Annotated in this window: 20 protein-coding genes; 9 read left to right on the plus strand and 11 right to left on the minus strand. The window is 73.7% G+C overall.

The genetic code is table 11. The features are described 5' to 3' along the window. Window positions 1–209 precede the first annotated feature (209 nt). The 4 genes from ACFO4E_RS06060 (at window position 210) to fxsT (ending at window position 9,510) form a co-directional block, all read left to right on the plus strand. Entirely contained in the window at window positions 210–1,646 is a 1,437-nt protein-coding gene (locus ACFO4E_RS06060) for an aldehyde dehydrogenase (protein ID WP_378572032.1), read from the plus strand. A 265-nt stretch (window positions 1,647–1,911) separates the two neighbouring features. Further along, window positions 1,912–3,756 (plus strand): VMAP-C domain-containing protein, encoded by a 1,845-nt coding sequence (locus ACFO4E_RS06065; protein WP_378572033.1) that lies wholly within the window; start codon window positions 1,912–1,914, stop codon window positions 3,754–3,756. Between the two features lie 22 nt (window positions 3,757–3,778). After that, window positions 3,779–4,891 carry an AAA family ATPase gene (locus ACFO4E_RS06070; protein WP_378572034.1) on the plus strand — a complete coding sequence of 371 codons (1,113 nt, stop codon included), beginning with the start codon at window positions 3,779–3,781 and terminating at the stop codon, window positions 4,889–4,891. Further along, on the plus strand, window positions 4,888–9,510 hold the full coding sequence (fxsT, locus tag ACFO4E_RS06075) for an FxSxx-COOH system tetratricopeptide repeat protein (protein ID WP_378572035.1): 4,623 nt from the start codon (window positions 4,888–4,890) through the stop codon (window positions 9,508–9,510). The genes ACFO4E_RS06070 and fxsT overlap by 4 nt, the downstream gene beginning before the upstream one ends. Window positions 9,511–9,560: 50 nt before the next feature. Here fxsT and ACFO4E_RS06080 read toward each other — a convergent pair whose 3' ends face one another. Beyond that, window positions 9,561–9,737 (minus strand): DUF397 domain-containing protein, encoded by a 177-nt coding sequence (locus ACFO4E_RS06080; RefSeq protein ID WP_378572036.1) that lies wholly within the window; start codon window positions 9,735–9,737, stop codon window positions 9,561–9,563. Between the two features lie 329 nt (window positions 9,738–10,066). Here ACFO4E_RS06080 and ACFO4E_RS06085 point away from each other — a divergent pair, with 329 nt between their 5' ends. Further along, window positions 10,067–10,408 carry a CU044_2847 family protein gene (locus ACFO4E_RS06085; protein WP_378572037.1) on the plus strand — a complete coding sequence of 114 codons (342 nt, stop codon included), beginning with the start codon at window positions 10,067–10,069 and terminating at the stop codon, window positions 10,406–10,408. Window positions 10,409–10,499: 91 nt separating this feature from the next. Here ACFO4E_RS06085 and ACFO4E_RS06090 read toward each other — a convergent pair whose 3' ends face one another. The 5 genes from ACFO4E_RS06090 to ACFO4E_RS06110 all read right to left on the minus strand — a co-directional run bounded on the left by ACFO4E_RS06090 (window position 10,500) and on the right by ACFO4E_RS06110 (window position 15,777). Further along, the gene (locus ACFO4E_RS06090; RefSeq protein WP_378572038.1) at window positions 10,500–12,317 is read right to left on the minus strand and encodes an AMP-dependent synthetase/ligase; all 1,818 of its coding nucleotides are present in this window, start codon (window positions 12,315–12,317) and stop codon (window positions 10,500–10,502) included. A 686-nt stretch (window positions 12,318–13,003) separates the two neighbouring features. Further along, window positions 13,004–13,663 (minus strand): PaaI family thioesterase, encoded by a 660-nt coding sequence (locus ACFO4E_RS06095; RefSeq protein WP_378572039.1) that lies wholly within the window; start codon window positions 13,661–13,663, stop codon window positions 13,004–13,006. Between the two features lie 364 nt (window positions 13,664–14,027). Further along, window positions 14,028–14,453, minus strand: a complete 426-nt coding sequence (locus tag ACFO4E_RS06100; protein ID WP_378572040.1) for a GNAT family N-acetyltransferase — start codon at window positions 14,451–14,453, stop codon at window positions 14,028–14,030. Between the two features lie 100 nt (window positions 14,454–14,553). Further along, window positions 14,554–14,907: an Imm51 family immunity protein gene (locus ACFO4E_RS06105; RefSeq protein ID WP_378572041.1), complete on the minus strand. Its 354-nt coding sequence runs from the start codon at window positions 14,905–14,907 to the stop codon at window positions 14,554–14,556. 9 nt (window positions 14,908–14,916) lie between these two features. Beyond that, window positions 14,917–15,777: an AraC family transcriptional regulator gene (locus tag ACFO4E_RS06110; RefSeq protein ID WP_378572042.1), complete on the minus strand. Its 861-nt coding sequence runs from the start codon at window positions 15,775–15,777 to the stop codon at window positions 14,917–14,919. A gap of 211 nt (window positions 15,778–15,988) precedes the next feature. Between ACFO4E_RS06110 and ACFO4E_RS06115 the strand changes: the two genes are divergently transcribed. The 3 genes from ACFO4E_RS06115 to ACFO4E_RS06125 all read left to right on the plus strand — a co-directional run bounded on the left by ACFO4E_RS06115 (window position 15,989) and on the right by ACFO4E_RS06125 (window position 18,755). Further along, window positions 15,989–16,675: an AzlC family ABC transporter permease gene (locus ACFO4E_RS06115; RefSeq protein WP_378572266.1), complete on the plus strand. Its 687-nt coding sequence runs from the start codon at window positions 15,989–15,991 to the stop codon at window positions 16,673–16,675. Next, the gene (locus tag ACFO4E_RS06120) at window positions 16,672–16,986 is read left to right on the plus strand and encodes an AzlD domain-containing protein (RefSeq protein ID WP_378572043.1); all 315 of its coding nucleotides are present in this window, start codon (window positions 16,672–16,674) and stop codon (window positions 16,984–16,986) included. Before ACFO4E_RS06115 ends, ACFO4E_RS06120 begins: the two co-directional genes overlap by 4 nt. 71 nt (window positions 16,987–17,057) lie before the next feature. After that, window positions 17,058–18,755, plus strand: coding sequence for a thiamine pyrophosphate-dependent enzyme (locus ACFO4E_RS06125; protein WP_378572044.1), 1,698 nt, complete (start codon window positions 17,058–17,060; stop codon window positions 18,753–18,755). A gap of 403 nt (window positions 18,756–19,158) precedes the next feature. Here ACFO4E_RS06125 and ACFO4E_RS06130 read toward each other — a convergent pair whose 3' ends face one another. After that, a complete protein-coding gene (locus ACFO4E_RS06130) occupies window positions 19,159–20,061 on the minus strand; it encodes a LysR family transcriptional regulator (RefSeq protein WP_378572045.1) in 903 nt (300 codons plus the stop codon). 73 nt (window positions 20,062–20,134) lie between these two features. On the opposite strand from ACFO4E_RS06130, the gene ACFO4E_RS06135 reads away from it, so the two are divergent. Beyond that, window positions 20,135–21,130 (plus strand): DMT family transporter, encoded by a 996-nt coding sequence (locus ACFO4E_RS06135; protein WP_378572046.1) that lies wholly within the window; start codon window positions 20,135–20,137, stop codon window positions 21,128–21,130. On the opposite strand, the gene ACFO4E_RS06140 is transcribed toward ACFO4E_RS06135, so the two are convergent. The 4 genes from ACFO4E_RS06140 to ACFO4E_RS06155 all read right to left on the minus strand — a co-directional run bounded on the left by ACFO4E_RS06140 (window position 21,082) and on the right by ACFO4E_RS06155 (window position 23,664). Further along, window positions 21,082–22,011, minus strand: coding sequence for an RluA family pseudouridine synthase (locus ACFO4E_RS06140; protein WP_378572047.1), 930 nt, complete (start codon window positions 22,009–22,011; stop codon window positions 21,082–21,084). The genes ACFO4E_RS06135 and ACFO4E_RS06140 overlap by 49 nt on opposite strands. Further along, window positions 22,008–22,676 (minus strand): signal peptidase II, encoded by a 669-nt coding sequence (gene lspA / locus ACFO4E_RS06145; protein ID WP_378572048.1) that lies wholly within the window; start codon window positions 22,674–22,676, stop codon window positions 22,008–22,010. The genes ACFO4E_RS06140 and lspA overlap by 4 nt, the downstream gene beginning before the upstream one ends. A gap of 35 nt (window positions 22,677–22,711) precedes the next feature. After that, window positions 22,712–23,176: a TraR/DksA family transcriptional regulator gene (locus ACFO4E_RS06150; protein WP_378572049.1), complete on the minus strand. Its 465-nt coding sequence runs from the start codon at window positions 23,174–23,176 to the stop codon at window positions 22,712–22,714. Window positions 23,177–23,391: 215 nt separating this feature from the next. After that, entirely contained in the window at window positions 23,392–23,664 is a 273-nt protein-coding gene (locus tag ACFO4E_RS06155) for a hypothetical protein (RefSeq protein WP_378572050.1), read from the minus strand. Window positions 23,665–23,783 lie beyond the last annotated feature (119 nt).

A 23,783-nucleotide genomic window follows, 5' to 3' on the forward strand; every position in this document is an offset into this window, starting at 1 on the left:
GACGCGGTCGGCCGGATGAACACGCGGTGGCGGTGGATCGTCATGGGGGGATCCTACCGCTTCCGCTGCGGCGGGCCGCCGCGCGGGGCCCTCCGGCGATAACGCGTTCCACGTATACGCCCTCGCTCCTCCCCTAGCCCAAGACCGTGACGGGCCGGGAAACTGAAACGGGTTCTGTCAACGTAGCGTCCAGGCAAGGAGGAGGTCGGATGCGCACGCATGACCGGCTCTACATCGGGGGAGACCGGGTGGCGCCCGCCGGAGCGGGCGGCATCGAGGTCGTCTCGCCGCACTCGGAGGAGGCCATAGGCCGGGTGCCCGACGGCTCCCCCGCCGACATGGACCGCGCCGTGAACGCCGCCCGGGAGGCGTTCGACCACGGCCCCTGGCCCCACACCTCCCCCGGCGAGCGGGCCGCGGTCCTCGCGCGGCTGGCCCGGTTCTACGAGGAGCGCTCCGGTGAGCTCGCCGCCCTGATCACCGCCGAGATGGGCAGTCCGCTCTCCTTCTCCCAGCTCGCCCAGGCGCCCCTGGCGCACCAGACGCTCTCCTACTACGCCGGCCTCGCGGCGGACACCGCCTGGACCGAAACCCGCCCCGGGCTGTTCGGCCCGGTGCACGTCGAGCGCGAGCCGGTCGGGGTGGTCGCGGCGATCGTCCCGTGGAACGTCCCGCAGTTCCTCATCGCGGCCAAGATCGGCCCGGCCCTGCTGGCCGGCTGCGCGGTGGTGGTCAAACCGGCGCCCGAGACCGCGCTCGACCCCTATGTGCTGGCCGAAGCCGCCGACGAGGCGGGGGTGCCGCCGGGCGTGCTGAACATCGTGGCGGGCGGGCGCGAGGCGGGCGAGCACCTGGTGCGCCACCGCGGCGTCGACCACGTCGCGTTCACCGGCTCCACCGCCGCGGGCCGGCGCATCGGGGCGATCTGCGGCGAGCGGCTGGCCGGGGCGAGCCTGGAACTGGGCGGGAAATCGGCGGCGATCGTCCTCGAGGACGCCGACCTGGCGGCCTACATCGGGATGCTGCCGATGACCGCGCTCCTCAACAACGGCGAGGCGTGCATCGCCCAGGCCCGGGTGCTCGCCCCCCGCTCGCGCTACACGGAGGTCGTGGACGCGGTGACCGAGCGTGTGGGGACCCTGGTGGTCGGCGACCCCGCCGACCCCGCGACCGAGATCGGGCCGCTGGTGTCGGCCGGCCAGCGCGAGCGCGTGGAGGGCTACATCGCGATCGGCCGCGCCGAGGGGGCGCGGGTCACCGTCGGGGGCGGCCGTCCTGCGGGGCGCGACCGCGGCTTCTACGTGGAGCCGACCGTCTTCGCCGACGCGCACAACTCCATGCGCATCGCGCAGGAGGAGATCTTCGGCCCGGTGGTCGTGGTGGTGCCCTACGACGACGAGGACGACGCCGTGCGCCTGGCCAATGAGAGCGCGTACGGCCTGGCGGGGTCGGTGTGGACCGCCGATCCCGCGCGGGGGCTCGCGGTGGCGCGCCGCGTGCGGGCCGGAACCTTCGGGGTGAACTTCTACAACATCGATGTGAACACGCCGTTCGGCGGCTACCGTGCCAGTGGGGTGGGGCGCGAGCTCGGCCCCGAGGGACTGGACCCCTATCTTGAATACAAGTCGATCGTGACGCTCGGTTAGCGGGCTCCTTTCCGGCACGGTGGCAACCTGGTTTGCGGCCGTGCCGAAGTCATGTCCGCGGCCCGGTCCGCTCCGGGCGGATCGGGTGCCCCTACCCCCTTTCTCCTGGAACCTCTCCGCCTCTCCGAGCGTCTCACCTCATATAGTCGCGTAGCCGCCTCCATACGTAGAGTAAACAGCGCCACAAAGGGAACATAAAGAGCCAGCCGAATTGCGCGCAGCGTGGAAGGCCCCCCATACAACCGAAGAAAGAGGCCGCGTCACGGTGGCATCTCCTTCGCTCGTCCTCACCCCCACCTGGCAGGTCCGGATCAAAGGCTCCGGCGATGCCGTCGTCGGCGGCGGCGTGCTGGTCCCGGGCGACCGGATCCTGACCTGTGTCCACGTCGTCAACGCCGCCCTGGGCAGGACGGCGGAGCCGGCCGTGCCCGATCCCGGGCAGCCGGTGGCCGTGGACGTGCCCTGCGGAAGCGACTACCGGACCCGGACCGCCCGGGTCGTGGCCTCGACCTGGAACGCCGAGCGCGACACCACCCTCCTCAGCCTCGACCGCGCCGTCCGCGGCAGTTCGGCGGCGCGCCTGGGCGGCCGGATGGCCGAGATCTCCGCCACCGGGCGCCCCCGCGCCGTGCGGGTCAAGGGCTATCCGCGCGACAGCCCGCACGGCCTCAGCGCCGAGGCCCACGTGGTGGGGCCCGGCGGGGACCTCCCGCACCGCGCCCAAGTGCACATCGCCGAGTCCCGCCCGGCGCACTTCGAGCCCGGTTTCAGCGGCTGCGGCGTGCTCGACGCCGCGGAGGGGGCGGTCATCGGGATCATCGTCAAGGCGCGCTACGCGACGGCCCACGGCGGCGGCCACATCGGGCTGATGGAGCCGCTGGAGATGGTCGCCCCGCTGTCGCCCCTGCTCGCCGACCCCGAGCTCGACGCGCTGGAGCCCGCGCTGACGGCGCTGCGCTTCGAGGCCGTGGCGGCCGCCTACCTGGCCGCGACGCGCGACCGCATCCCCGAAGGCGCCGACTTCACGACCGCCTGGGACGCGTTCACCCACCTGCGGGCCATGACACCGCGCGCGGACCGCATGCCGCGCGAGATCGTCTTCGTGGAGCAGATCGCGCGCACCGGCGTCGCCAACACCGCGGTGCTGCGCGCCTACTCCGACAGCAGGCGCGGCGGCGAGGTGCCCGGCGGCGCCCTCGCCGAGCTGCGGGGCGCCGCCGCGGCCGGCCCGCCCCCCGCGAAGGGCAGGCTGATCTTCGCCGCCGAGGCGGTGCCCACCGACCCCGCCGACCCCGCGCGCTACATCCTGTCGCACTGGATCGACAACGGGGGCGACCTCACCAACGGCGGCTCCGCGGAGGTCGCGGCCGAGGGGGTGCGCGACACGGTCCTCGGCTGGATCGAGGCGGCCGAGGCCGGGGCGGGCTTCTGGGACGCCGAGGAGGCGCCGCCCCCGACCCGGCTGGAGTTCTTCCTGCCGTTCTCGCTGCTGACCCAGCGCATCGCCCAATGGCGGCTGCGCGCGCCGGCGTCGGGCGAGGGCGAGCGGGTGGGCGCGGCCTATGAGATCGTCCTGCACCACACCGAGCGGCTCCATACCCGGGTGCCGGCGTGGGGGCACACGCGCACCCGGCTGCTGCGGCGCTGGCAGCTGCTCGGCGGCAACGACGGCGGCATCCTCTACCGCATTCCGACCGCGCCTCCGGCGGAGGGGGGTATCCCTCTACAGGACCGGCTGGCCGACCCCGCCATCGTGCTCGTGGCACTGGGGACGCGTCCCGATCGCGATGACGGGGAACGACAGCTCTACCGGGCTTTGGAGGCCGGTCTTCCGGCGATCACCTGGCTGGATGCGGCCGACTCCGAGGCGACACGAAGATTCCACGATTCGCTAGGATCGGCAATTACGCGGGAAGGAGGCGCCATCTCCCGCAACGACCTCGACACCCTGCCGGAATACCTGCACAGGTGGCGTGTCCGGAGTGCAGATCCGGACTATGAGGACGAAGGATACGATCCCTACGATATAACCGTCATTCACGACGATTTCCACCAAATTAGAGAACTCCGTCCGACTGGCATATTCTCTTCCCCGAAAAAGGCGCGATGACAGCGACGAGGAAGGTCCTCTGATGGCGTCCTCACCGACGTCCGGCCCCGCGCATGCCGGCACCGGCGGCACCCCTTCGCCGTCCTGGTGGATCTACCGCGGCACCGGCCGCCCCGACCTGTACGCCGCGAGCCTCCAGGAGCGGCTCCCCCACCCGCCGCCCTGGCGACGCTTCGACGGCGGGCCGGACCAGCCCGACCCACCGGCCGACGAAACCGAGACCACCCGGATCCTTGGCGCCTCCGCGACCCCCGCCGACCGCCCGCTCACCGAGCACGAGACCACGGTCGTCGACGCCGTCAACACCGCCCTCCTGCTGCGCCGCCCCCTCCTGATCACCGGCGACCCCGGCGTGGGCAAGTCCAGCCTCGCCTACCGGGTCGCCCGCGAGCTCCGCCTGGGCCGCGTCCTGCGCTGGTCCATCACCAGCCGCTCCACCCTCCGCGACGGCCTCTACCGCTACGACCCCCTCGCCCGCATCCAGGACATCTCCGCCGACGCCGCGGCCGCCCCCGGCACCACGCCCGACGACCGCCCCATCGGCGACTACCTGCGCCTGGGCCCCCTTGGCACCGCCCTGCTGCCGCACCGCCTCCCCCGCGTCCTGGTCATCGACGAATTCGACAAGGGCGACGCCGACCTCGCCAACGACCTCCTCGGCGTCCTGGAGGACGGCTCCTACGACGTCCCCGAACTCGCCCGGCTCCGCTCCGCCCAGCCCCGGATCACCGTCCCCACCGACGACCCCGACGGCACCGCGTCCATCGAGGGCGGCGCGGTCCGCTGCCACGAGTTCCCCTTCATCGCGATCACCAGCAACGGCGAACGCCCCTTCCCGCCGGCCTTCCTGCGCCGCTGCCTGCCCCTGCGCCTCCAGCGGCCCTCCCACGACCAGCTCGCCGACATCGTCTGCGCCCACTTCGACGGCCGCGACCGCACCGCCGACCGCGAACTCATCGCCGAGTTCCTGCGCCGGTGCGACGAGCTCGGCGGACTCTCCATCGACCAGCTACTGAACTCCGTCCATCTCGTTAGTTCCGAAGTCCGCACGCATGCCACATCCTTGGATCCGAACGCCTGGAACCGGATACTGGGACTGGTCTGGCAACGCCTCATGGAAGCGGGCCGTGGGTGACCGGCGACAAGGGTCTAGGACGGCCCAGGACCGCGGGGCCGGCATCGCCGCCGTCCCCCGATCAGCCGTCCCACGACCCCCCGGCCGCCTCCCCCACCTGGTGGGAGATCGGCGACGCGCTGTGGCTGGCGGCCCACCGCGACCACTCCGGCGACGACCCCGACCCCGCCGGCCCTGAACCCGCCACACCCCCGCCCGACCCCTCCCGGGCGCGCGACGACGTCCCCGCCCTCGCACCCCCGCCACCCGCCGAGCCCCCGCCGCCGGCCCCCGACCCCGGTATGTCGGCGCCGCTCCCGCCCGCCCCGGCGCCCTCCCCCGAGCCTCCGTCGCACCCGCCCCCGCCCGGCGGTTCCGGCCTGCCCGCTCCGGCCCGGCCCCGGCTCAGCGAGCGCCGCGCGCTCGTCCGCGCCTTCCAGACCTTCCGCCGCCGCGGCGAGGCCCCGCGCGCCACCCGGCTCGACGAGGACTCCACCGCCGACGGCTTCGCCCAGCGCGCACTGGCCGACCCCCGGCCCGGGCGCGCGCGGCGCACCCCCGTCCTGCCCGTGTTCTCCCCTCTGCTGGAGGTCGCCGACCACCTCACCGTGCTCGTCGACGACAGCCTGTCCATGATCGTCCAGCAGCCGCTGGTCGACGACCTGCTGTCCCTGCTCGGCCCGCTCCAGGTCTTCCGCACCATCCGGACCTTCTCCTTCGACTCCGACAAGGCGCGCGCCGCCGACCTCACCCTGCGCGCCGCCCACGGCCCGGCGCCCCACCCCGCCCGCCTCTTCGCCGGCCGCGACCGCGATCTGCTGCTCGTCCTCAGCGACGGTGTGGGCGACGGCTGGCACAACGGCGCCATGGGCGGCTGGCTGGCCCGCTGGGGCGCCGACGCCGCCGTGGGCGTCGCCCACCTGCTGGACCGGCCCCTATGGCGGGGCACGGGTATGCGCCCGTGGCACGTCGGGCTGCACGCCCCGGTCTCCCCCAGCGGGACCGCGCCCCCCAACACCGCCTATCGCGCGCACCCGCTGTCCCCCGGCGGCCCGGCGCCCGAGCCGCCCGATCTGCCGGACGGCTCCGTGGCCGTTCCGGTCTTCCCCATCGCCGCGCACGACATCGAACGCTGGGCGCGCTTCGTCCGGGGTCACCGCGGCGACCGCGAATACGCCACGACCGCGCTCGTGGTCGAGTCCGCGCCGCCCGACCCCGGTCCGGGCGACGCACCCGCCGGCCTCCTGGAGGCCCCCGCCGCCGAGGTCCTGCCGCCCTTCCCGAGCGCCGACGAACCCGGGCAGCGGCCGCTCGACGCCCGCGAGCGCGTCGAGATCTTCCGCGTCGTCGCCTCGCCCGCGGCGTTCCGCCTGGCCGTCCGCCTGGCCGCGATCCCCCTCAACCTCGCGACCATCCGGCTGGTCCAGGAGCGGTTCACCGCCGACCCCCGGCCCTCCGACCTCACCGAGGTGCTGTGCTCCGGGCTGATCCGGCGCACCGACGACACCCCCGGCATCGACCGCGGCGACCGGGTGACCCTGGAGTTCCACCCCGGCGTGCGCGAACTCCTCCTCGCCGCCGGGGGCAGCCGCCGCGAGGTCAAGGAGTTGCTGGAGGCGGTCGCCGCCCGCTACCGGGACTCCGTTCCGTGGTTCGCCGCCCTGGAACGGCTCCTCCTCGGCCAGGCTCCGGAGGAGCGCCTGCCGCGGGCCGACCCCGCGACCGCGCCCTTCGCCGACGCCGTCGCGCCGGCGCTGGGCGCGCTGCCCGAACAGCTCCGCCGGGCCGCAGCGGAGCCGCCGCCCGGCCGCGGCGACCCCGATGACACGCCACCGGAGGACCGGCGATCCGACCCGGCCCGCCGGGATCCGGGCACGGACACCGCCGCCGACCCCGAACCCGTCCCCCGGTACGCCGCTCACGACCGTGAAAGCCCAGAGGATACGACCGTGGTTCCAGCAGATCCCCAGCCGACCGGCATTTCCCAGGCGAGCCCCATCGGCGGCCCGGCCTCCTCTGTGCTGAACGGAGGATCCGCGCCCGAGCCCGTGCGCTACGACCCCTTCGGGGACGTGCCGCAGGGCCCGCGCACCCGGCCGCTGGTCTGGGGACAGATCCCGCCGCGCAACGCGACCTTCGTCGGGCGCGAGAGCCTCCTGTCCGAGCTGCGCGACCGGCTGCGCGAAGGCGACACCACGGTCCTTCCCCAGTCGGCGCCGCGCCCGCGGCCGGGTCGCCCGCTGCCGCCGCCGCAGGTCTTCCCGCAGACGCTCCAGGGCATGGGCGGCGTGGGCAAGACCCAGCTGGCCCAGGAGTTCGCCTGGCGCCACCGCGGCGACTACGACCTCGTGTGGTGGGTCCCCTCCGACACCCCCTCCCAGATCCAGCAGTCACTGATCGAGCTGGCCCCCAAACTCGGCTTCCAGCCGGGCGGCGACCCCGCCGCGACCGTGCGCGCGGTCCTGGAATCCCTGCGGACGGGCACGCCCTACGCCAACTGGCTGCTCGTCTACGACAGCGCGTCCGAGCCCTCCGAGGTACAGCCGTTCATCCCGTCAGGGGGCCCGGGGCAGGTGCTGATCACCTCGCGGTCCCCCCAGTGGCGCACGGTCAGCGGCAACCTGGTCCAGGTCGACACCTTCGAACGGCACGAGAGCACCGAGCTGCTGCACCGGCGCGGTCCCGAGGGCCTCTCCGCCGAGGACGCCGACCGCATCGCCGACAAGCTCGGCGACCTGCCGCTCGCGATCGAGCAGACCGCGGTGTGGCTCTACGAAACCCTGATGCCCGCCACGGAGTGGCTCGAATTGTTCGACGAGAAGACCGAGGAACTGCTGTCCAACGTCTCACCCGGCCCGGATTACCCGTGGTCGGTGGCGGCCACCATGAACATGACCCTGGAACGGCTGCGCGAGTCCAACCCGGGGGCACTGCGGCTGCTCCAGGTGTGCGCGTTCCTGGCGCCCCAGCCGATCCCGCGGCGCCTGTTCAACAACGCCCGCAACGTCGAGGCCCCCGCGGAGCTCGCCGCGATCCTCGCCGACCCCGGCATCGAGCTGAGCCGCGCGCTGCGCGCCATCGACCGCTACGCGCTGGTCAAGATGGACCACCGCAACTCCACCTTCCAGCTGCACCGGCTGGTCCAAGAGGCGCTCAAGCTGCCGCTGAGCACCGAAGAGCGCACCGAGCTGCGGCACTGCGCCCACATGCTGCTGGCCAACCTCGACCCCGGCGACCCCCTGTCGGCCCACGACTGGCCGCGCTACGTCGAACTGCTGCCCCACGTGTGGGAGACCGAGCAGTGGGACTGCGAGAGCGAGTGGGCGCGCCAGCTGGTGCTGAGCGAGGTCCGCTTCCTCGACCTGTGGGGCCGGCCCGGCGAGGCCGAGCCGCTGGGGCGGCGCGCGCTCAACCTGTGGACAGAGAAGCTGGGCGCCGAGCACCCGCAGACCCTGCGCGTGTCCATGCGCTACGCGCTGATCCTGTCCAGCCTGGGGCGCTTCCAGGAGTCCTACGAGCGCAGCATCCGGCTCGTCGAGACCCTCACCCGGCTGCGCGGCACCGACGACGAAGAGACCCTGGAAGCCCGCATCGACCTCGCGCTGGACCTGCGCAACCTCGGCCGGTTCCGCGACGCCGTGGAGGTCAGCCGCGAGGTGATGGAACGCCAGCAGCGCCTCTTCGGCCGCGACGACCCCCTGACCCTGCAAACCGCGCACATCCACGCCATCGGCCTGCGGCTCACCGGCGACTTCACCAGCGCCATGGAGATCGACCGCTACAACCACGAGCGCCGCATCCAGATGCTCGGCCCCGAGCACGCGCGCACCCTGAGCAGCAAGTACGGCTACGCCCAGGGGCTCATGGAGTCCGGCCGCTACTGGGAGGCCATGCAGTTCCTCGACGAACTGCACGCCGACAACTCCCGCCTCTACCCCGCGCAGTCGCCGCTGCGACTGATCACCATGCTCGCGCTGTCGGCGGTCAAGCGCCGCACCGGCCGCCTGCGCGAGGCCGTCGCCCTGTCGCACGAGGCGTACCGCATGTTCGAGGACCACTCCGGCCCGGACTCCCAGAGCACGGTGCGCGCCGCGGCCAGCCACGCGGTGTCGCTGCGCGCGATCGGCGAGCACGACGCCGCCCTCGCGCTGTCGTCGAACGCGTTGGCCCACTACCGCGGCATCTACGGCGCCCAGCACCCGCTCTACGCCGACGCCCTGCTCAACCACGCGGTCACCCTGCGCCTCCTCGGGCGGGTCGACCAGGCGCGGGCCGCCGACGAAGAGGCCATGGGCGTCCATACCGACCGGCTGGGCGACGACCACCCCGCCAGCCTCGCCAACGCCGTCAACCTCGCCAGCGACCTGTTCGCGGCGGGCGACGCCCGTGCGGCGCTCGACCTGGACCAGCGCACGCACGAACGCGCGGTGCAGGTCTTCGGCGACGACCACCCGCTGACCCTGGCCGCGCTGCGCAACCTGATGATGGACCGCAGGGTCGTCGAAGGGGTGCCGCTGGAGGAGGAGCGGGCCGAGGTCGCGCGCCAGTACCGGGCGCTGTTCGGTCCCGACCACCCGGCCACGCGGTCGGCGGCACACGACGTGCGCGCCAACTGCGACCTGTTCATGAACGGGATGTGAGCCAGGTGCGGCCGGGGGCGCGGCGGGGACGCGCGCCCCCGGCCGCACCCTCAGCCGAGCTCCCCCCGGCCGACCCCGACCACGAACTCCCGCCACGCCCGGAGGCTCACCCCGATCACCGCACCGCCCGGGTCGTGGGAATCACGCACCAGCACGCGGGCCCCCGGCACCCGGGCGACCTCCACACAGTCGGGCGGATTGTTGCTGTAACTGGACTTCCACCACATGGGTTCATGCCTCGGAACACATGCCGACACGCCCTTGGGCCGGCGCCGGCTCCTCCCTCTTCCGGGTTCGTCTCCGGGCACGATCGAATCAATGCTCATACGGAACTCTCGACCAAGACGAGTGGCCGACCACCTGTACAGAGGAACGCAAACGGAACACGGATCTTCCCACGACGATTATCCCGACATGTCTCCGGTCGTTTTTTTATATCCCCGGTGTGGACCAATTCATGTAGCCCGATAGCGGACAGTTACCTTACGTCGCGGCGGGCGGTCGGCGAAGACGAGGCGACGGCGGCGCGGCGGACGACGGCGAAAGGCGGCTCACCATGGCGGAGATCATCCGTTTCACCAGTGACGAAGGCGCGTCCGTGCTGGTCGAGGCGGCGGGAAGCTCACCTGGCATGCAGGAGGTGTCCGGCCGGGACATCATCCGCGCGGCCGACGAGAAATTCGAGGCGATACTGGGAAAAGTCCGAGAGCTCTCCCGCCTGATCGGACGCGAATTGGGTGACCTGGCCGCCGGGCCCGAAGAGATCACCGTTGAAATGGGTATCAGCGTCAACGCCGAGGCCGACGTCTTCATTGCCCGAGCCGCCACGGAAAGCGCCTTGACGGTAACGATGACCTGGCGCCGAGAGGGTACTCCCGTCACCCGTAAACGCCATTGACCGGGTCGGCGGGCGGCCACGGAAGCGCGACCGAAAACGTGGCGCGACCGGCGGGTGGGGCGCCGGTGGGCACCGGGACGCCCTTGGGCGGTCAGCGAGCGCCGCGCGGGGCGTACATGCGCTCGATCGCGTCGGCGTGCCGGGCCGCGATGGCGTCGCGGCGCGGCTTGAGCGTCGGCGTCAGAGTCTCGGCCTCGACGCTGAACGGCTCGGCGAGGATCGTGAACGCCCGGACCGACTCCGCGCGAGAGACCGCGCCGTTGGCGGCGTCCACGGCGCGCTGCACCGCCGCGCGCAGGCCCGCGTCCTCCGCCAGGCCGGCCGCCGTGGCGTCGGCGGGGTGGCCGTTGCGCTCCTTCCAGGAGGCGAACTCGGCGGGGTCGAGGGTGATGAGGGCGCTGACGAAGGGGCGGCCGTCGCCGACCACCACGCACTGGCCGACGAGGGGGTCGGCGGCCATGCGCTCCTCGGCGGCGGCCGGGGCCACGTTCTTGCCGCCCGCGGTCACCAGGATCTCCTTCTTGCGGCCGGTGACCCGGATATAGCCGTCGGCGTCGCACACGCCGAGGTCACCGGTCGCGAACCAGCCGTCGGCGTCGAAGACCGCCGCGGACTCCGCCGGCCGGTTCCAGTAGCGGGCGAAGACCTGGCCGCCCTTCACCAGGATCTCCCCGTCCGCCGCGAGCGTGACCGACACCCCGGGCAGCGGGCCGCCGATGGTCCCCGGCCGCACCCGGCCCGGGACGTTGGCGAGGACGGCGGCCGTGGTTTCGGTCAGTCCGTACCCCTCGTACACTTCCAGGCCCATACCGCGATAGAAGTGCAGCAGCCGCGTGTCCAGGGCGCCGCCGCCGGAGAGCACGCGGGTACACCGCCCCCCGAGCGCGGCCGCGAGCCTGCGGTAGACCAGCGGTTCGAACAGCCGGCGGCGCAGCCGCAGGCCCAGGCCCGGTCCGCCGTGGTCGAGCGAGCGGCTGTAGGCGACGGCGGTGTCGGTGGCGGCGTCGAAGATCCGCCGCCGGAGCCCGCTGGTGCGCGAACGCGCGGTGGCGTGGATCTTCTCGAAGACGTAGGGCACCGCGAGCAGGAAGGTCGGGCGGAAGGTCCCCAGGTCGGCGATCAGGGAGCGGACACTGCCGGTGTGCCCGAGGCGGGCCCCGGCGTGGACCACCCCCACCTGCACCATCCGGCCGAATACGTGGGCCAGGGGGAGGAACAGCAGCGTCGAGGGCGGGGTGCCGTCGGCCCCGGGCTCGAACAGCACCGAGAGGGCGTGCACGACGCTCCCGACCTCGGCGAAGAAGTTCGCGTGGGTGAGGACGCACCCCTTGGGCGGGCCCGTTGTGCCCGAGGTATAGACGATGGTGGCGGGGTCGCCGGGCGACACGCCCTCGCGGCGCCGGCCGACTTCGGCGTCGCCGATCGCGGCACCGGCGGCGGTGAGGTCGGCGAGGGCTCCGGCGTCGATGGTCCACAGGTGCCGCAGGGCCGGCAGGCGCGGGCGGACCCCGTCGACGGCGCGGGTGTGATCGTCGTCGTCGGCCAGGCAGGCGACGGCGCCGGAGTCGGCGAGGACCATCTCGATCTGGGCGCCGGAGGACGAGGGGTAGACGGGCACGGACACCGCGCCCGCTGCCCAGACGGCGTAGTCGAGCACGGTCCACTCGTACCGGTTGGCGGAGAGCAGGGCGATCCGGTCGCCGGGTTCGATCCCGGAGGCGATGAGGCCCTTGGCCACGGCGGTGACCTCGTCGCGGACGCCGGCGGCCGAGACGTCCCGCCAGCGGTCCCCGTCCCGGCGGCACAGCACGGCCGAGCCGGGGTCGCGCTCCGCGCGGTCGAACAGGGTCTCCGCCAACCCGCCCCGGGTGGGGATCTCGGCCTGCGCGGGAGAAGAGAACACGGTCACCCTTCCGGTCTATCGGACCCGGGAACCGATCGGCGACGCCGGGCGTCGACCGGCACGATGAGATGCGCCATAGTCGGGTCGGTCCGGGTCGCCCCCACCCCGAGCCACCCGCCCCGGCCTCGTCCCCTACCCCTTCGGCCCCGCTGTTCCCCGGGACCGCGTCGGCGCCAGCGGCTGCCGGCGGGTGGATACGGTCGGCGCGGTCGTGGACGATTCGGACGTCCCGGAGGGTGGGGTGGCCGGATCCGGTCACCCGCGCCCGGTCCGCTCTCTTATGACATGCCCATCTTGACGGTGTAGATCGCTAAAGTCCGCTTTTACCCATATCGGTCGGCGGGCGACACGCCGCCGGCCGTCGCCGGAAGGTCCGCGGTTGCCCCGATCGAGCGAGTCCGGACGGGCGGCGCGGACGCCTTCCGTGCTTCCGCGGGAGCGGTGACGGACACTGGTGCGGAAAGCGCATGCGGCCGGAGCAGGCCGGGTGCGGGGGCGCCATCGGCCCCGCGGAGGGGGTGCCGTCCGCGGGCACGGCCTCCGTCCCCTGTTCGCGCCCGCCCGCCTGCGGTGCACGGCTCCCGACGACGGCTCCGTTCCGCCCGGCACGCGGACCGGGGCACCGGAGGACGGAGCCCCTGTGTGCGCACCGCCAGGCGCGGCGGGCGTCTCCCCGTCACCGGTGGGCGGGGTCACCCGGGGAGCGGGATCCGCACCATGATGGCCGTGCCCTCGGCGGTGACCTCGCCGTTGTGGCGGATCTCCGCTGAGACGAAGACCTTGCGGCGCTCCGCCCCGGTGACCCGCGCCGTGATGTGCAGGGGGACGTTGAGCGGAGTGGGGTCGCGGTAGTCGACGTCGAGCTTGGCGGTCAGGCAGGGCACGCCCGCCGCGTTGGCGGCGCTGCCCAGTGCCTGGTCGAGCAGGGCGGCGATCCAGCCGCCGTGCACGAGCCCCGGGGGGCCCTGGTAGACGCCGCCCAGGACGACCTCGCCCCGCAGCCCGTCGCCGTCGCGCTCCAGCCGCAACGGCGGGGCGGCCGGGTTGGTCGGGCCGGCGACGATGTTGGTCACGGTCCCGTACTCGGCTCCGCCGTCGGGCCGCGTGTGGCGGACCATGGCGCCGATCGCGCGGCGTTCGCCGCCGAGCGCGGCGGTGGCCTCGGCGGCCGCGGCACGCGCCCGCTCCAGGGCCTCGGGGCCGGCCTCGGTGTGGGCGACGGCGTCGACCAGGCTGCGCACCTGGCCGACGAGGGCCGTCAGCTCCGCGGGGATCTCCGCCTCATCGAGAACGGTGAACCCGAAGTCTCGGGGATCGGGGAACCGGGGTGCCGGCTGGGTGTCGACCGTCATGGCTTCCTTCGGGGTCGTGCGGGGCTCGGCCGAGCAGGGGCTGCGGCCGGAGGGATGGCGGTGGGCGGCATCCCCTCGGCGCCGCGGGCCGTGCTCGCCCGCCCGTGCCGTAGGGGCGTCGCCGCCCGAGAACCGACGGGAGGGAACACCTCCACCGGACTAGAACATTACTCGGTAGTAGCAAACGGATCCTGCGGGGCCACCCCGAGCAGACCGGTCCGCACCGGGACGCCCGCCGCCGCCACGTGCAACCGCGACGTTCCCGGTGCTATTTCGTGATGCTCACCACCGAGGCCGAAGCCGGCCGGAAAGCGGTGCCACGGCGCCGCCGCGGGCCGAGGCGCGCCGGGCCGCTGCCGCCGGCTCAGAGGTCCTTGCGCATGTGCAGATGCGGAATCCCGGCGTCCAGGAACTCGTCGCCGTAGGACCGGTAGCCGAGCTTCTCATAGAACGCGAGGGCGTGGGTCTGGGCGTGCAGTTCCACGGTCTTCAGCCCCCGCTCGCGGGCACGGTCCTCAAGGGCGCGCACCAGCGCGGCACCGGTTCCGGTCCCCCGCGCCCGCGGGAGCACCGCCAGCCGCCCCAGCACCGCCGCTCCGTCGATCTCCACCAGCCGCCCGGTGCCCACGGCCACACCGTCGAGCCGCGCCAAGAGGTGGTCGGCGAGGAGGTCGTGCCGGTCCCACTCCTCCTCGATCGGCACCTGCTGCTCGGCCACGAACACGGCACCGCGGATGACGAAAACGGCCGCGCGGTCCTGGGCGTCCTCGGCGGCGACGATGGTCAGCATGCGCCGAAGCGTAGTCCACCGGCCCGTGCCCCCGCCGTCCGGTACGGCGAGGTCCACCGGCCCGGACGGCGGTCGCCCGGCACCGGTCCCGCTCCGCGGCTCAATCGGCGCGGGCGTCACCCGCTTGGGCGAGCAGCCGGGCCAGGGCGGCGTGGTCGCGGTGCAGCGTCTGGAGAAGGGCCGCCAGCCGGTCGAGGGTCACCGCGTCGGCCGAGTAGCAGGCGAACGTGCCCCCTTCGCCGTCGAAGGAGACGGGGCCGCCCCCGGTGGTGGCACCGGAGTCCAGGAGGAACCGGGCCACTCCCGCCCAGCCGCGGCCGCTGGAGGGCCAGCCCGCTGCGGCGAAGACGCCGTCGGCCGAGGCGAGGTGGCCGTCACGGAGCCGCAGCGCGTAGCCCGGGGCGTGGTCGGTGGACTCGAAGACGAATGGGGGGTACGTCGCGAGGTCGTCCATCCGAGCAACCTATCGGCTGGAGGGGTGCCCGCGGGGCCCGATGCGCGCAGCGCCCCTCTGGAACGCCCCGGGCGGGACACCCGTGGCGCGCTTGAAGTGCCGGCTCAAGTGGGACTGGTCGGCGAAGCCGACGGCCGCCGCGACCTGAGCGGGCGCCACTCCGTCGAGCAGCATCCGGCGGGCGCTGTGCACCCGCAGCTGGTTCAGGTAGGCGTGCGGCGGGAGCCCGTAAGCGGAACGGAAGGCGCGCAGCAGCGCGAAGGGGGTGCAGCCGACGGCCGCGGCGAGGTCGTCGAGGCGGGGCGGGTCCACGAGGGTCCCGTGCAGGAGGTCGCGCGCGTCGGCCGCCGCGCGGGAGGGCACCGGCGCCCCTCCTGCGCGGATGCCGAGCGAGGGGCGGGCGTGCCTGCGCATCATGTGGACCAGTGCCTCGCGGGTGAGCGAGGACGCGGTCAGCCGGTCGCCGCGCTCCGCGGCCACGTGCGCGGCGCGCAGCAGGCGGGCGCTCTCAGGGGCCTGGATGGCGTCGTCGGGGAACGCGGGGGTGGCGCGCAGGCCGAGTTCGGCGGCCGCCTCCGCGACGGCGTCGACGCCGGGGTAGAGCACGCGGTACCGCCACCCGGAGGGGAACACGGCGTGTCCCGTGTGCACCTCGCCGGGCTCGACCACCGCGACGGCCCCCGTTCCGGCCCTGCGCAGCGATCCGCGGTAGTGGTACTCCTCGACCCCGGCCTCGATCACCGCGAAGGTGTAGGTGTCGTGCGTGTGCCGGGAGAAGGTGTGCCGCACGAAGCTGGCCTTCAGCAGCTCGACATCAGGCAGCCCGGGATGCCGCCAATAGCGCGCCCGCTCAAGGGGCGAATCGGTCATGTCCCCAGCTTAGGCACCGACGGCTCCGACGCGCGCATCCCACCGGGGACGACGGCGGCTCCCCTGTGATCGACGACGCCGTCGGCGGCGGCCAGGGGGTGCGCATCGCGCGCGTTTCCGGCGAACCGCGCAAGAACGTTCAATACGCGCGCGCCGGTCCCCCCGTAGCGTCCGACGGGTGACCATATCGTTTCCCTCCCTCTCTCCGCCGGTGCGCGATGCCCTGGGGATCGGCGTGGCCGTCGGCGTCTCCGGTGTCGCCTTCGGCACGGCCGCCGTGGCCGCCGGGCTCACCGTGGGGCAGGCGTGCGCGCTGAGCCTGCTCGCCTTCACCGGCGCGTCGCAGTTCGCCCTGGTCGGGGTCGTCGCCGGCGGCGGCAACCTGGTCGCGGGCGCCGTCGGCGCACTGCTGCTCGGCGGCCGCAACACCCTGTACGGCCTGCGCATGGCCGACATCCTGGGCTGGCGGGGCGCGCGCCGCGCCGTCGCCGCCCACGGTGTCATCGACGAGACGACGGCCGCCGCCCTCGCCCAGCGCGACCCCGCCGACGCCCGTACGGCGTTCACCGCCACGTTCGCCTCGCTGTTCGTCTTCTGGAACGTGACGACCCTGGTGGGCGCGCTGGCCACCGAGCGGATCGGCGACCCCTCGGTGTTCGGGCTGGACGCGGTCGGACCCGCGATCTTCCTGGCGCTGCTGTGGCCGCGGCTGCGCGAGGGAGGCCGCGAACGCCTCGTCGCCGTCCTGGGAGCCGTCCTGGCGCTGGTGGCGGCGCCGTTCCTGCCCCCGGGCGTACCCGTCCTCGTCGCGGCGGCCGCCGCGGTGGCGGGCACGGGCCCACGACACCGCGCGGACGACGCCGACGCCCCCGGCGTCCGGGAAGGGGCCGGGTCATGATGGTGTGGATCGCGATCATCGTGACGGCGGTGGGCTGCTACCTGCTGAAGTTCGCCGGGCTCGCCGCCCCGCGCCGGGTACTGGACCACCCGCTGGTCCGGCGGTTCGCCATGACGGTCCCGGTGGCCCTGCTCGCGGCGCTGATCGCCGTGCAGACGGTGGCGCCCGACGGCCCCGTCTCGCTGGACGCCGCCCGGTTGAGCGGGGTGGGCGCGGCGGTGGTCGCGCTGCTCCTGCGGGCCCCCTTCCTGGTGGTGGTCGTCGTGGCCGCGGCCACGACCGCCGCGCTGCGCGCGATGGGCGCGGGCTGATCGCGGGTAGGCAGACCTCGTGGGACGCCGCGCATGCGGCGGACACCCCTGGAACCCGTGGAAGGAAACCCATGAGTCCTGCCCCCCTGCGCCCAGCGGCCGAGCACGTGGTCGACGTCCTGGCCGGCGCGCACATCCGCCGCTGCTACACCGTGCCGGGCGAGAGCTTCCTGGAACTGACCGACGCCATCGAGCGGCGCAGCGGCATGCGGCTCGTCTCCACCCGGCACGAGAACGGCGCCGGGTTCATGGCCGAGGCCGAGGCCAAACTCACCGGTACCCCCGCGGTCGCGGCGGCGACCCGCGGCCCGGGGGCGGCCAATCTGGCCGTGGGCGTGCACACGGCGATGCAGGATTCCACGCCGATGATCGTCTTCCTCGGCCAGTGCGAGACCACCCGGCTGGGGCGCGAGGCGTTCCAGGAGGTCGACCTGACCGCCTTCTACTCCCCCATCACCAAGTGGGCCACGACGGTCACACGCGCCGACCGGCTCGCCGAGACCACCGCACAGGCCCTCCGGGTGGCCACCACCGGCCGCCCCGGCCCGGTGGCGATCGCCGTGCCCGGGGACCTGTTCGGCGAACCCGTGCCCGCGCCCGAGGCGCTGCCCGGCACGGTCCCGGCGCGGCCGCCGCTGGGCGAGGAGGAGCGCGACCGGCTCGCCAACTGGCTGGCCCGCGCCGAGCGCCCGGTGATCATCGCCGGCGGCGGGGCCCGGTGGGCGCGCGAGGAGCTGATCGCCGTCGCCGAGCGCTTCCACACCGGGGTCTACGCGTCGTGGCGGCGCCAGGACGTCTTCCCCAACGAGCACCCCCTCTACCTCGGCCACCTGGGCCTGGGCTGCCCGCCCGAGATCCTGGAACCGCTGCGGGAGTCCGATGCCGTGCTGGTGGTGGGATCGCGGCTCAGCGAGACCACCACGCAGGGCTACCAGTTGCCCGCACCGGCGACCCACGGCCCGGGCTCCCACGTCGCCCAGATCGACATCGACCCGGGCCAGATCGGCAGGGTCGCGGGCGTGTGGCTGGGCGCGGTGGCCGATGCGCGCCGGGCCCTGGACGCGCTGGCGCACGCCCCGGTCACCACCCTGTACCGCGACTTCGACGGCGCCCACCGGGCGTGGCTGGCGACCACCACGCCGCCGGACGGCGTCGCCGACCACCCCGGCCCGGGCCTGCACCCGTGGGCGGTGGTGCAGGCCATGCGCCGGGTGCTGCCCGCCGACTCGGTGATCACCAACGACGCGGGCAACTTCGCCTCGTTCCTGCACCGCGGGTGGCGGTTCGGCCATCCGCGCACCCAGTTGGCGCCCACCAGCGGCGCCATGGGCTACGCCGTGCCGGCGGCGGTCGCCGCCAAGCTGGTCGAGCCGCACCGCACGGTCGTCGCGGTGGCCGGCGACGGCGGGGCGCTGATGACGGGCCAGGAGCTGGAGACCGCCGCGCGGATGGGCGCGCCGGTCATCGTGCTCGTCTTCCAGAACGGGCTGTACGGCACGATCGCGATGCACCAGGCGCGCGAACTCGGCCGCCTGTCGGGGACCGGGATCGGCGGCCCCCTGGACCTGGCCTCCTACGCGCGGGGGCTCGGCGCCCGCGGGGCGACGGCCACCACCCCCGAGGAGCTGGAGAAGGCGCTCGCGGAGGCGCTGGACGCCGACGCCCCCACGCTGATCGACGCCCGCACCGACCCCGAGATCATCAGCCCCGGGGCGACGCTGTCGGGCCTGATCGCGGCCCACGGCGACGACCGACGCGCCGCGGGCTGAGTGGGAGACCCCCAATCGAGCGTGCCCATGGGGGCGCGGCGTCGTCTGGACTGAGGAGCGGTGTGCGACCGAGGAACGAGGGAGTACGCCGCGACGAGGGAAGGCGGCGCCTTGAAGCGCCCCCGCAGGCTGAGCGGGAAACACCGAGCGTGCCTGCGGGGGCGCGGCGTCGTCTGGACTGAGGAGCGGAGTGCGACCGAGGAACGAGGGAGTACGCCGCGACGAGGGAAGGCGGCGCCTTGAAGCGCCCCCGCAGGCTGAGCGGGAAACACCGAGCGTGCCTGTAGGGGCGCGGCGTCGTCTGGACTGAGGAGCGGAGTGCGACCGAGGAACGAGGGAGTACGCCGCGACGAGGGAAGACGGCGCCTTGAAGCGCCCCCGCAGGCTGAGCGGGAGACGCGGTTCAGCCGATCCGCGCGGCGGCGTCGCGCAGGGCGCGTACCGCCGCGCGGATCGCCGGGCGGCGGGCGGCGTCGGCGCGCCAGATGACGTAGACCTGGCGGACCAGGGCGGGCTGGACGCGCACCAGGCGGACGCCGTCGGGCACCGGTCCGCGGCCCAGCCGCGGCATGACGGCCACCCCGAGCCCGGCGTCGATCATGGCGAGCTTGGTCTGGTGTTCGCCCGCTGCGTGGGCGATGTCGGGTTCGACCCCGCGTGTCCGCAGCATGCCGTGGAGCCAGTTGTCGCAGATGGATCCGCCGATCCAGCTGATCCAGGACTCCTTGGCGACGTCGTCGAGGTCGACGATGCCGCGGTGGGCCAGCGGGTGGCTCGCGGGCAGGGCGATGTCGGCGGTGTCCTCCATGAGCGGCGCCCGCTGCATGCCCTTGGGCATCGGGATGGTGGCCTCGGCCCAGTCGACGACGATGGCCATGTCGGTGTCGCCGCGGGCGACCGCGGTGACGCTCTCGTCGGGCTCCTGCTCGATGAGTTTGACCCGCAGGCCGGGGTGGGCCTCGCGCAGCGCCACGAGGGCGGGCGGCGCCAGGCCGCGTGCCGCGGTGGCGATGGACGCCAGCCGCAGCTGGCCCAGGACGGCGTCGCGGTGCGCCTCCAGGTCGGCTTCCGCCTGGTGGACGAGGGAGAGGATGTGCCCGGTGTGCTCGACGAGGAGTTCGGCGGCCTCGGTGAGGCGCACCCCCCGGCCGTTGCGCTGGACGAGGGCCTGGCCGACCTCGCGTTCGAGCTTGCTCAGCTGCTGGGAGACGGCGGAGTTGGTGACCTGGAGGGCGGACGCCGCCCCCGAGAGCGATCCGTTGACGGCGATTGCGTGCAGGACGCGCATCCGGTCGACACTCAACATGTAAGGAATACTAAGTCATGAGTTAAGCAGAATGAAGTAGACCTTTAGGTATTTAGCGCGATACAACCATCCCATGATCCCGCCCTCCGGCGTCCCCGGAACGACCTCGCCCGCGCGGCGCGGCGCCGCGCTGCTCACGGCCTGGCAGCCGAAGTTCCTGCTCCTCGCCCTGGTATGGGGGCTGAGCTTCGTCTACATCTCCGTGGCCGCGACGGAGCTGGCGCCGCTCCAGATCGCGCTGGGGCGCATGGCGACCGGCCTGGTGCCGCTGGCGGCGATCCTGCTGCTGCGCCGCGGGCGGCTGCCGCGCTCACCGATGATGTGGGTGCACCTGTCGGTGGCGGCGCTGCTGCTCAATGTCGTGCCGTTCTCGCTCTTCGGCTACGCCGGGTCGATGATCCCCTCGGCGCTGTCCGGGATCTGCAACGCGGCGACCCCGCTGTTCGCGCTGGGGTTCTCGCTCCTGCTGCTCTCCGACGAGCGCCCCTCCCGCGGCCGGCTGATCGGCCTGGCCATGGGGTTCGCGGGGGTGCTGGTGGTGTTCGGGGTGTGGGAGGGCTTCGCGGGCGCCGCCACCACCGGCATGCTCATGGCCGTGAGCGCCACCGTCTGCTACGGGATCGGGACGCCCTACGTGCGCCGCTACCTGACCGGGACCGGGCACACCACTCTCGAGATGGCCACCGCGCAGCTCCTCACCGGGACCGCGCAGCTGCTGGTCGTCACGCCGTTCTTCACCGACATGCCCGGCCCCCTCTCGCCGAGCGTGCTGCTCGCCGTCACCGCGCTGGGAGCGCTGGGGACCGGGCTGGCCTACGTGCTGCAATACGCGGTGATCACCCAGGCGGGGGCCACGGTGGCCGCCACCGTGACCTACGTGATCCCCGTGGTGGCGATCGCCGCCGGCGTACTGATCATGGGCGATTCGCTGGCCTGGAACCACCCGGTGGGCGCGGCCGTCATCATCGTGGGGGCGGCGCTGTCGCACGGCGCGCTGCGGTGGCCGGGGAGGGGGCGGGCTCAGTCCTCGCGCAGCAGTTCCAGTGCTGCGGCGAGGTCGTCGGGGTAACCGCTCTCGAACTCCACCGGGCGCCCCTCGGTGGGGTGCTCGAAGCCCAGCCGCACCGCGTGCAGCCACTGGCGGCGGATGCCCAGCCGCTCGGCGAGCGTGGGGTCGGCGCCGTAGAGGTGGTCGCCGGCACAGGGGTGGCGCAGGGCCGCCATGTGCACCCGGATCTGGTGGGTGCGGCCGGTCTCCAGCTTGATCTCCAGCAGGCTGGCCGCGCGGAACGCCTCGATGGTGTCGTAGTGGGTGACCGAGGGCCGCCCGCCCGCGACCACCGCGAACCGGCCGTCGCCCGAGGGGTGGCGGTCGATCGGGGCGTCGACGGTGCCGCGCAGCGGATCGGGGTGGCCCTGGACGAGCGTGTTGTAGCGCTTGTCGACCGTGCGCTCCTTGAAGGCGCGCTTGAGGAAGGTATAGGCGGCCTCGCTCTTGGCGAGCACCATGAGCCCGGTGGTGTTGGCGTCGAGCCGGTGCACGATGCCCTGCCGCTCGGCCGCGCCGCTGGTGCTCAGCCGGACGCCCGAGGCGAGCAGCCCTTCGAGGACCGACGGCCCGGTCCAGCCCACGGTGGGGTGGGCGACGACGCCGACGGGCTTGTCGACCACGATGATGTCGGTGTCCTCGAACACAACGCGCAGCCCCGGTACCGGTTCGGGCCGCGCCACGGGCGCGCTCGGCGGCGGGGGCAGGGTGACGTCCAGCCACGACCCGGCCTGCACGCGGTCGGACTTGGCGGCGGCACCGCCGTCGACCATGACCCCGCCGGCGGTGATCAGCTCGGCGGCGCGGGTGCGCGAGAGCCCGAACATCCGCGCGATGGCGGCGTCGAGGCGGTCGCCTTCGAGCCCGTCGGGGACGGGCATGCTGCGGCGGTCCCCGGTCATGGGCGCTCCTCCTTGCCGGCGGTCCCGGTGGACTCGGCCGCGCCGCCCGGCGGGCGGCGGTCCGGTCCTTCCGGCGCCTGCCCGGGATCCCCGGCGGCGGTCCCTTGTGCCTCTGGGGCGTCGCCCGGCCCGGCGCCGGGCTCCGGCTCGTCCTCGGCGGCGTCCGATTCCAGGGTCCCGTCGATGTTGACGCCCCGGAACGCGAGGATCACGGCGAGCACGCCGCCGACCACGATGCAGGAGTCGGCCAGGTTGAACACCGGCCAGTTCGGCAGGTGGATCCAGTCGACGACGGCGCCGTGGAACGGCGCCGGCGGCCGCATGACCCGGTCGATCAGGTTGCCCGAGGCCCCGCCGAGGATCAGGCCCAGCGCCACCGCCCACCCGAGGCTGCGCAGCCGGCGGGCGATGACCAGGATGTAGACGACCACGCAGGAGGCGATCAGGAAGAACACCCACGGCACGTCGGATCCGATGGAGAAGGCGGCCCCGGTGTTGAAGACGAGGGTGAACTGGAGCAGTTCGCCCACGACCGGGACGCTCATCCCCGGCGCGAGCCGGGCCAGCGCGATCTCCTTGGTGGCGAAGTCGGCCGCGATGGCGACCGCGGCCACGAGCAATAGGAGAGCGAACCGCCACGGCTTGGTCGTGGCGGGTTCGCTCACCGTCTGGTGTCCGTCCCCGGAGGGCTCTACGTCAGTCAGCGACGCTCCTCGCGCTGTTTGCACTGCACACACAATGTGGCTCGCGGGAACGCCTGCACGCGCGCCTTGCCGATGGCCTGGCCGCACGATTCGCAGACGCCGTAGGTGCCCGCGTCCATCCGCTTGATCGCCCGCTCGCTCTGGGCGAGCAGGTCACGAGTATTGTAGGCCAGCGCGAGATCATGCTCGCGCTGGTATGCTTTCGCGCCCGTGTCCGTGGAGTCGTCCCCCGCGCCCTCCACGGAGTCCGACAGCCGCTCGGCCAGCTCCGATTCGGCCATGGCGATCTCCGCGCGCAACCTGGCGACCTGCTCCTCCAGCCCGGCGCGGACCTCGGCCAGCTCGGCCTCGCTCCAAGGGTCCTCCCCCTTGCGCACCGGCAGGTCGGCCGCCTGCACGCTCTGGGCCGCCGCCCTCCCCCGGGCGCCGCCCCCCGTCGCCGCCGCGGTCGTGGATGCCATACGACTCCTCCCCCCCGGGCCGCCCCACGGCGACCCCTAAGCCCCGTATGACGTGCGGGAACACCCGAAAAAGGGTGGTCGATCCGCACAATGCCGGGTAGCTTAAACGGCCGGTGCGGGCGAATCAACCAACCACGACGCAACGCGCCAACGCGGGTCGTTTTCCCATATGTGCCCCGCTCCCGGAAGGGGGTGGGAAACCACCCCGGGCGCGGTCACTCCGCCACCGCGAACCCGCCGTAGTCCTCGGCCAGCAGCGCCAGATGCGGTTCGTCGAAGGCCGCGGGTCCCCCGTGCGGCCCGGTGCGCACGACGATGACCCAGTCGGCGTCCTCTGCGTCGTCCTCGCCGGCGAGCATGTCGCGGTGCACCGTGCACGGCTCGTAGCCCTGGTCGGCCAGCTGCTCGGCGAGTTCCTCGGCGTCCTCCCGGTCGTGCAGCGTCACCAGAACGGTCCCCCCGGCCCCCGTCTGCTCCGTCGCGGCCATGGGCCCGTCCTCCCGTTGTCGTCGCTCTTCGGCAGGCAAGTATGCCCGCCCGGGTGCCCGCGGCGGAAAACGGCGGAGCGCCGCGCCCGGGGTGGGCTATCCTCTGAGCACAGCAAGGC

This window comes from Nocardiopsis mangrovi, assembly GCF_042653925.1.
In the GTDB taxonomy this organism is placed as follows: Bacteria; Actinomycetota; Actinomycetes; order Streptosporangiales; family Streptosporangiaceae; genus Nocardiopsis_B; species Nocardiopsis_B mangrovi.

Coding starts and splice junctions, on each gene's coding strand:
- ACFO4E_RS06060 (WP_378572032.1), top strand. CDS start 210: ATGCGCACGCATGACCGGCTCTACATCGGGGGAGACCGGGTGGCGCCC.
- ACFO4E_RS06070 (WP_378572034.1), top strand. CDS start 3,779: ATGGCGTCCTCACCGACGTCCGGCCCCGCGCATGCCGGCACCGGCGGC.
- ACFO4E_RS06080 (WP_378572036.1), bottom strand. CDS start 9,737: ATGTGGTGGAAGTCCAGTTACAGCAACAATCCGCCCGACTGTGTGGAG.
- ACFO4E_RS06085 (WP_378572037.1), top strand. CDS start 10,067: ATGGCGGAGATCATCCGTTTCACCAGTGACGAAGGCGCGTCCGTGCTG.
- ACFO4E_RS06095 (WP_378572039.1), bottom strand. CDS start 13,663: ATGACGGTCGACACCCAGCCGGCACCCCGGTTCCCCGATCCCCGAGAC.
- ACFO4E_RS06100 (WP_378572040.1), bottom strand. CDS start 14,453: ATGCTGACCATCGTCGCCGCCGAGGACGCCCAGGACCGCGCGGCCGTT.
- ACFO4E_RS06105 (WP_378572041.1), bottom strand. CDS start 14,907: ATGGACGACCTCGCGACGTACCCCCCATTCGTCTTCGAGTCCACCGAC.
- ACFO4E_RS06110 (WP_378572042.1), bottom strand. CDS start 15,777: ATGACCGATTCGCCCCTTGAGCGGGCGCGCTATTGGCGGCATCCCGGG.
- ACFO4E_RS06120 (WP_378572043.1), top strand. CDS start 16,672: ATGATGGTGTGGATCGCGATCATCGTGACGGCGGTGGGCTGCTACCTG.
- ACFO4E_RS06125 (WP_378572044.1), top strand. CDS start 17,058: ATGAGTCCTGCCCCCCTGCGCCCAGCGGCCGAGCACGTGGTCGACGTC.
- ACFO4E_RS06130 (WP_378572045.1), bottom strand. CDS start 20,061: ATGTTGAGTGTCGACCGGATGCGCGTCCTGCACGCAATCGCCGTCAAC.
- ACFO4E_RS06135 (WP_378572046.1), top strand. CDS start 20,135: ATGATCCCGCCCTCCGGCGTCCCCGGAACGACCTCGCCCGCGCGGCGC.
- ACFO4E_RS06140 (WP_378572047.1), bottom strand. CDS start 22,011: ATGACCGGGGACCGCCGCAGCATGCCCGTCCCCGACGGGCTCGAAGGC.
- ACFO4E_RS06150 (WP_378572049.1), bottom strand. CDS start 23,176: ATGGCATCCACGACCGCGGCGGCGACGGGGGGCGGCGCCCGGGGGAGG.
- ACFO4E_RS06155 (WP_378572050.1), bottom strand. CDS start 23,664: ATGGCCGCGACGGAGCAGACGGGGGCCGGGGGGACCGTTCTGGTGACG.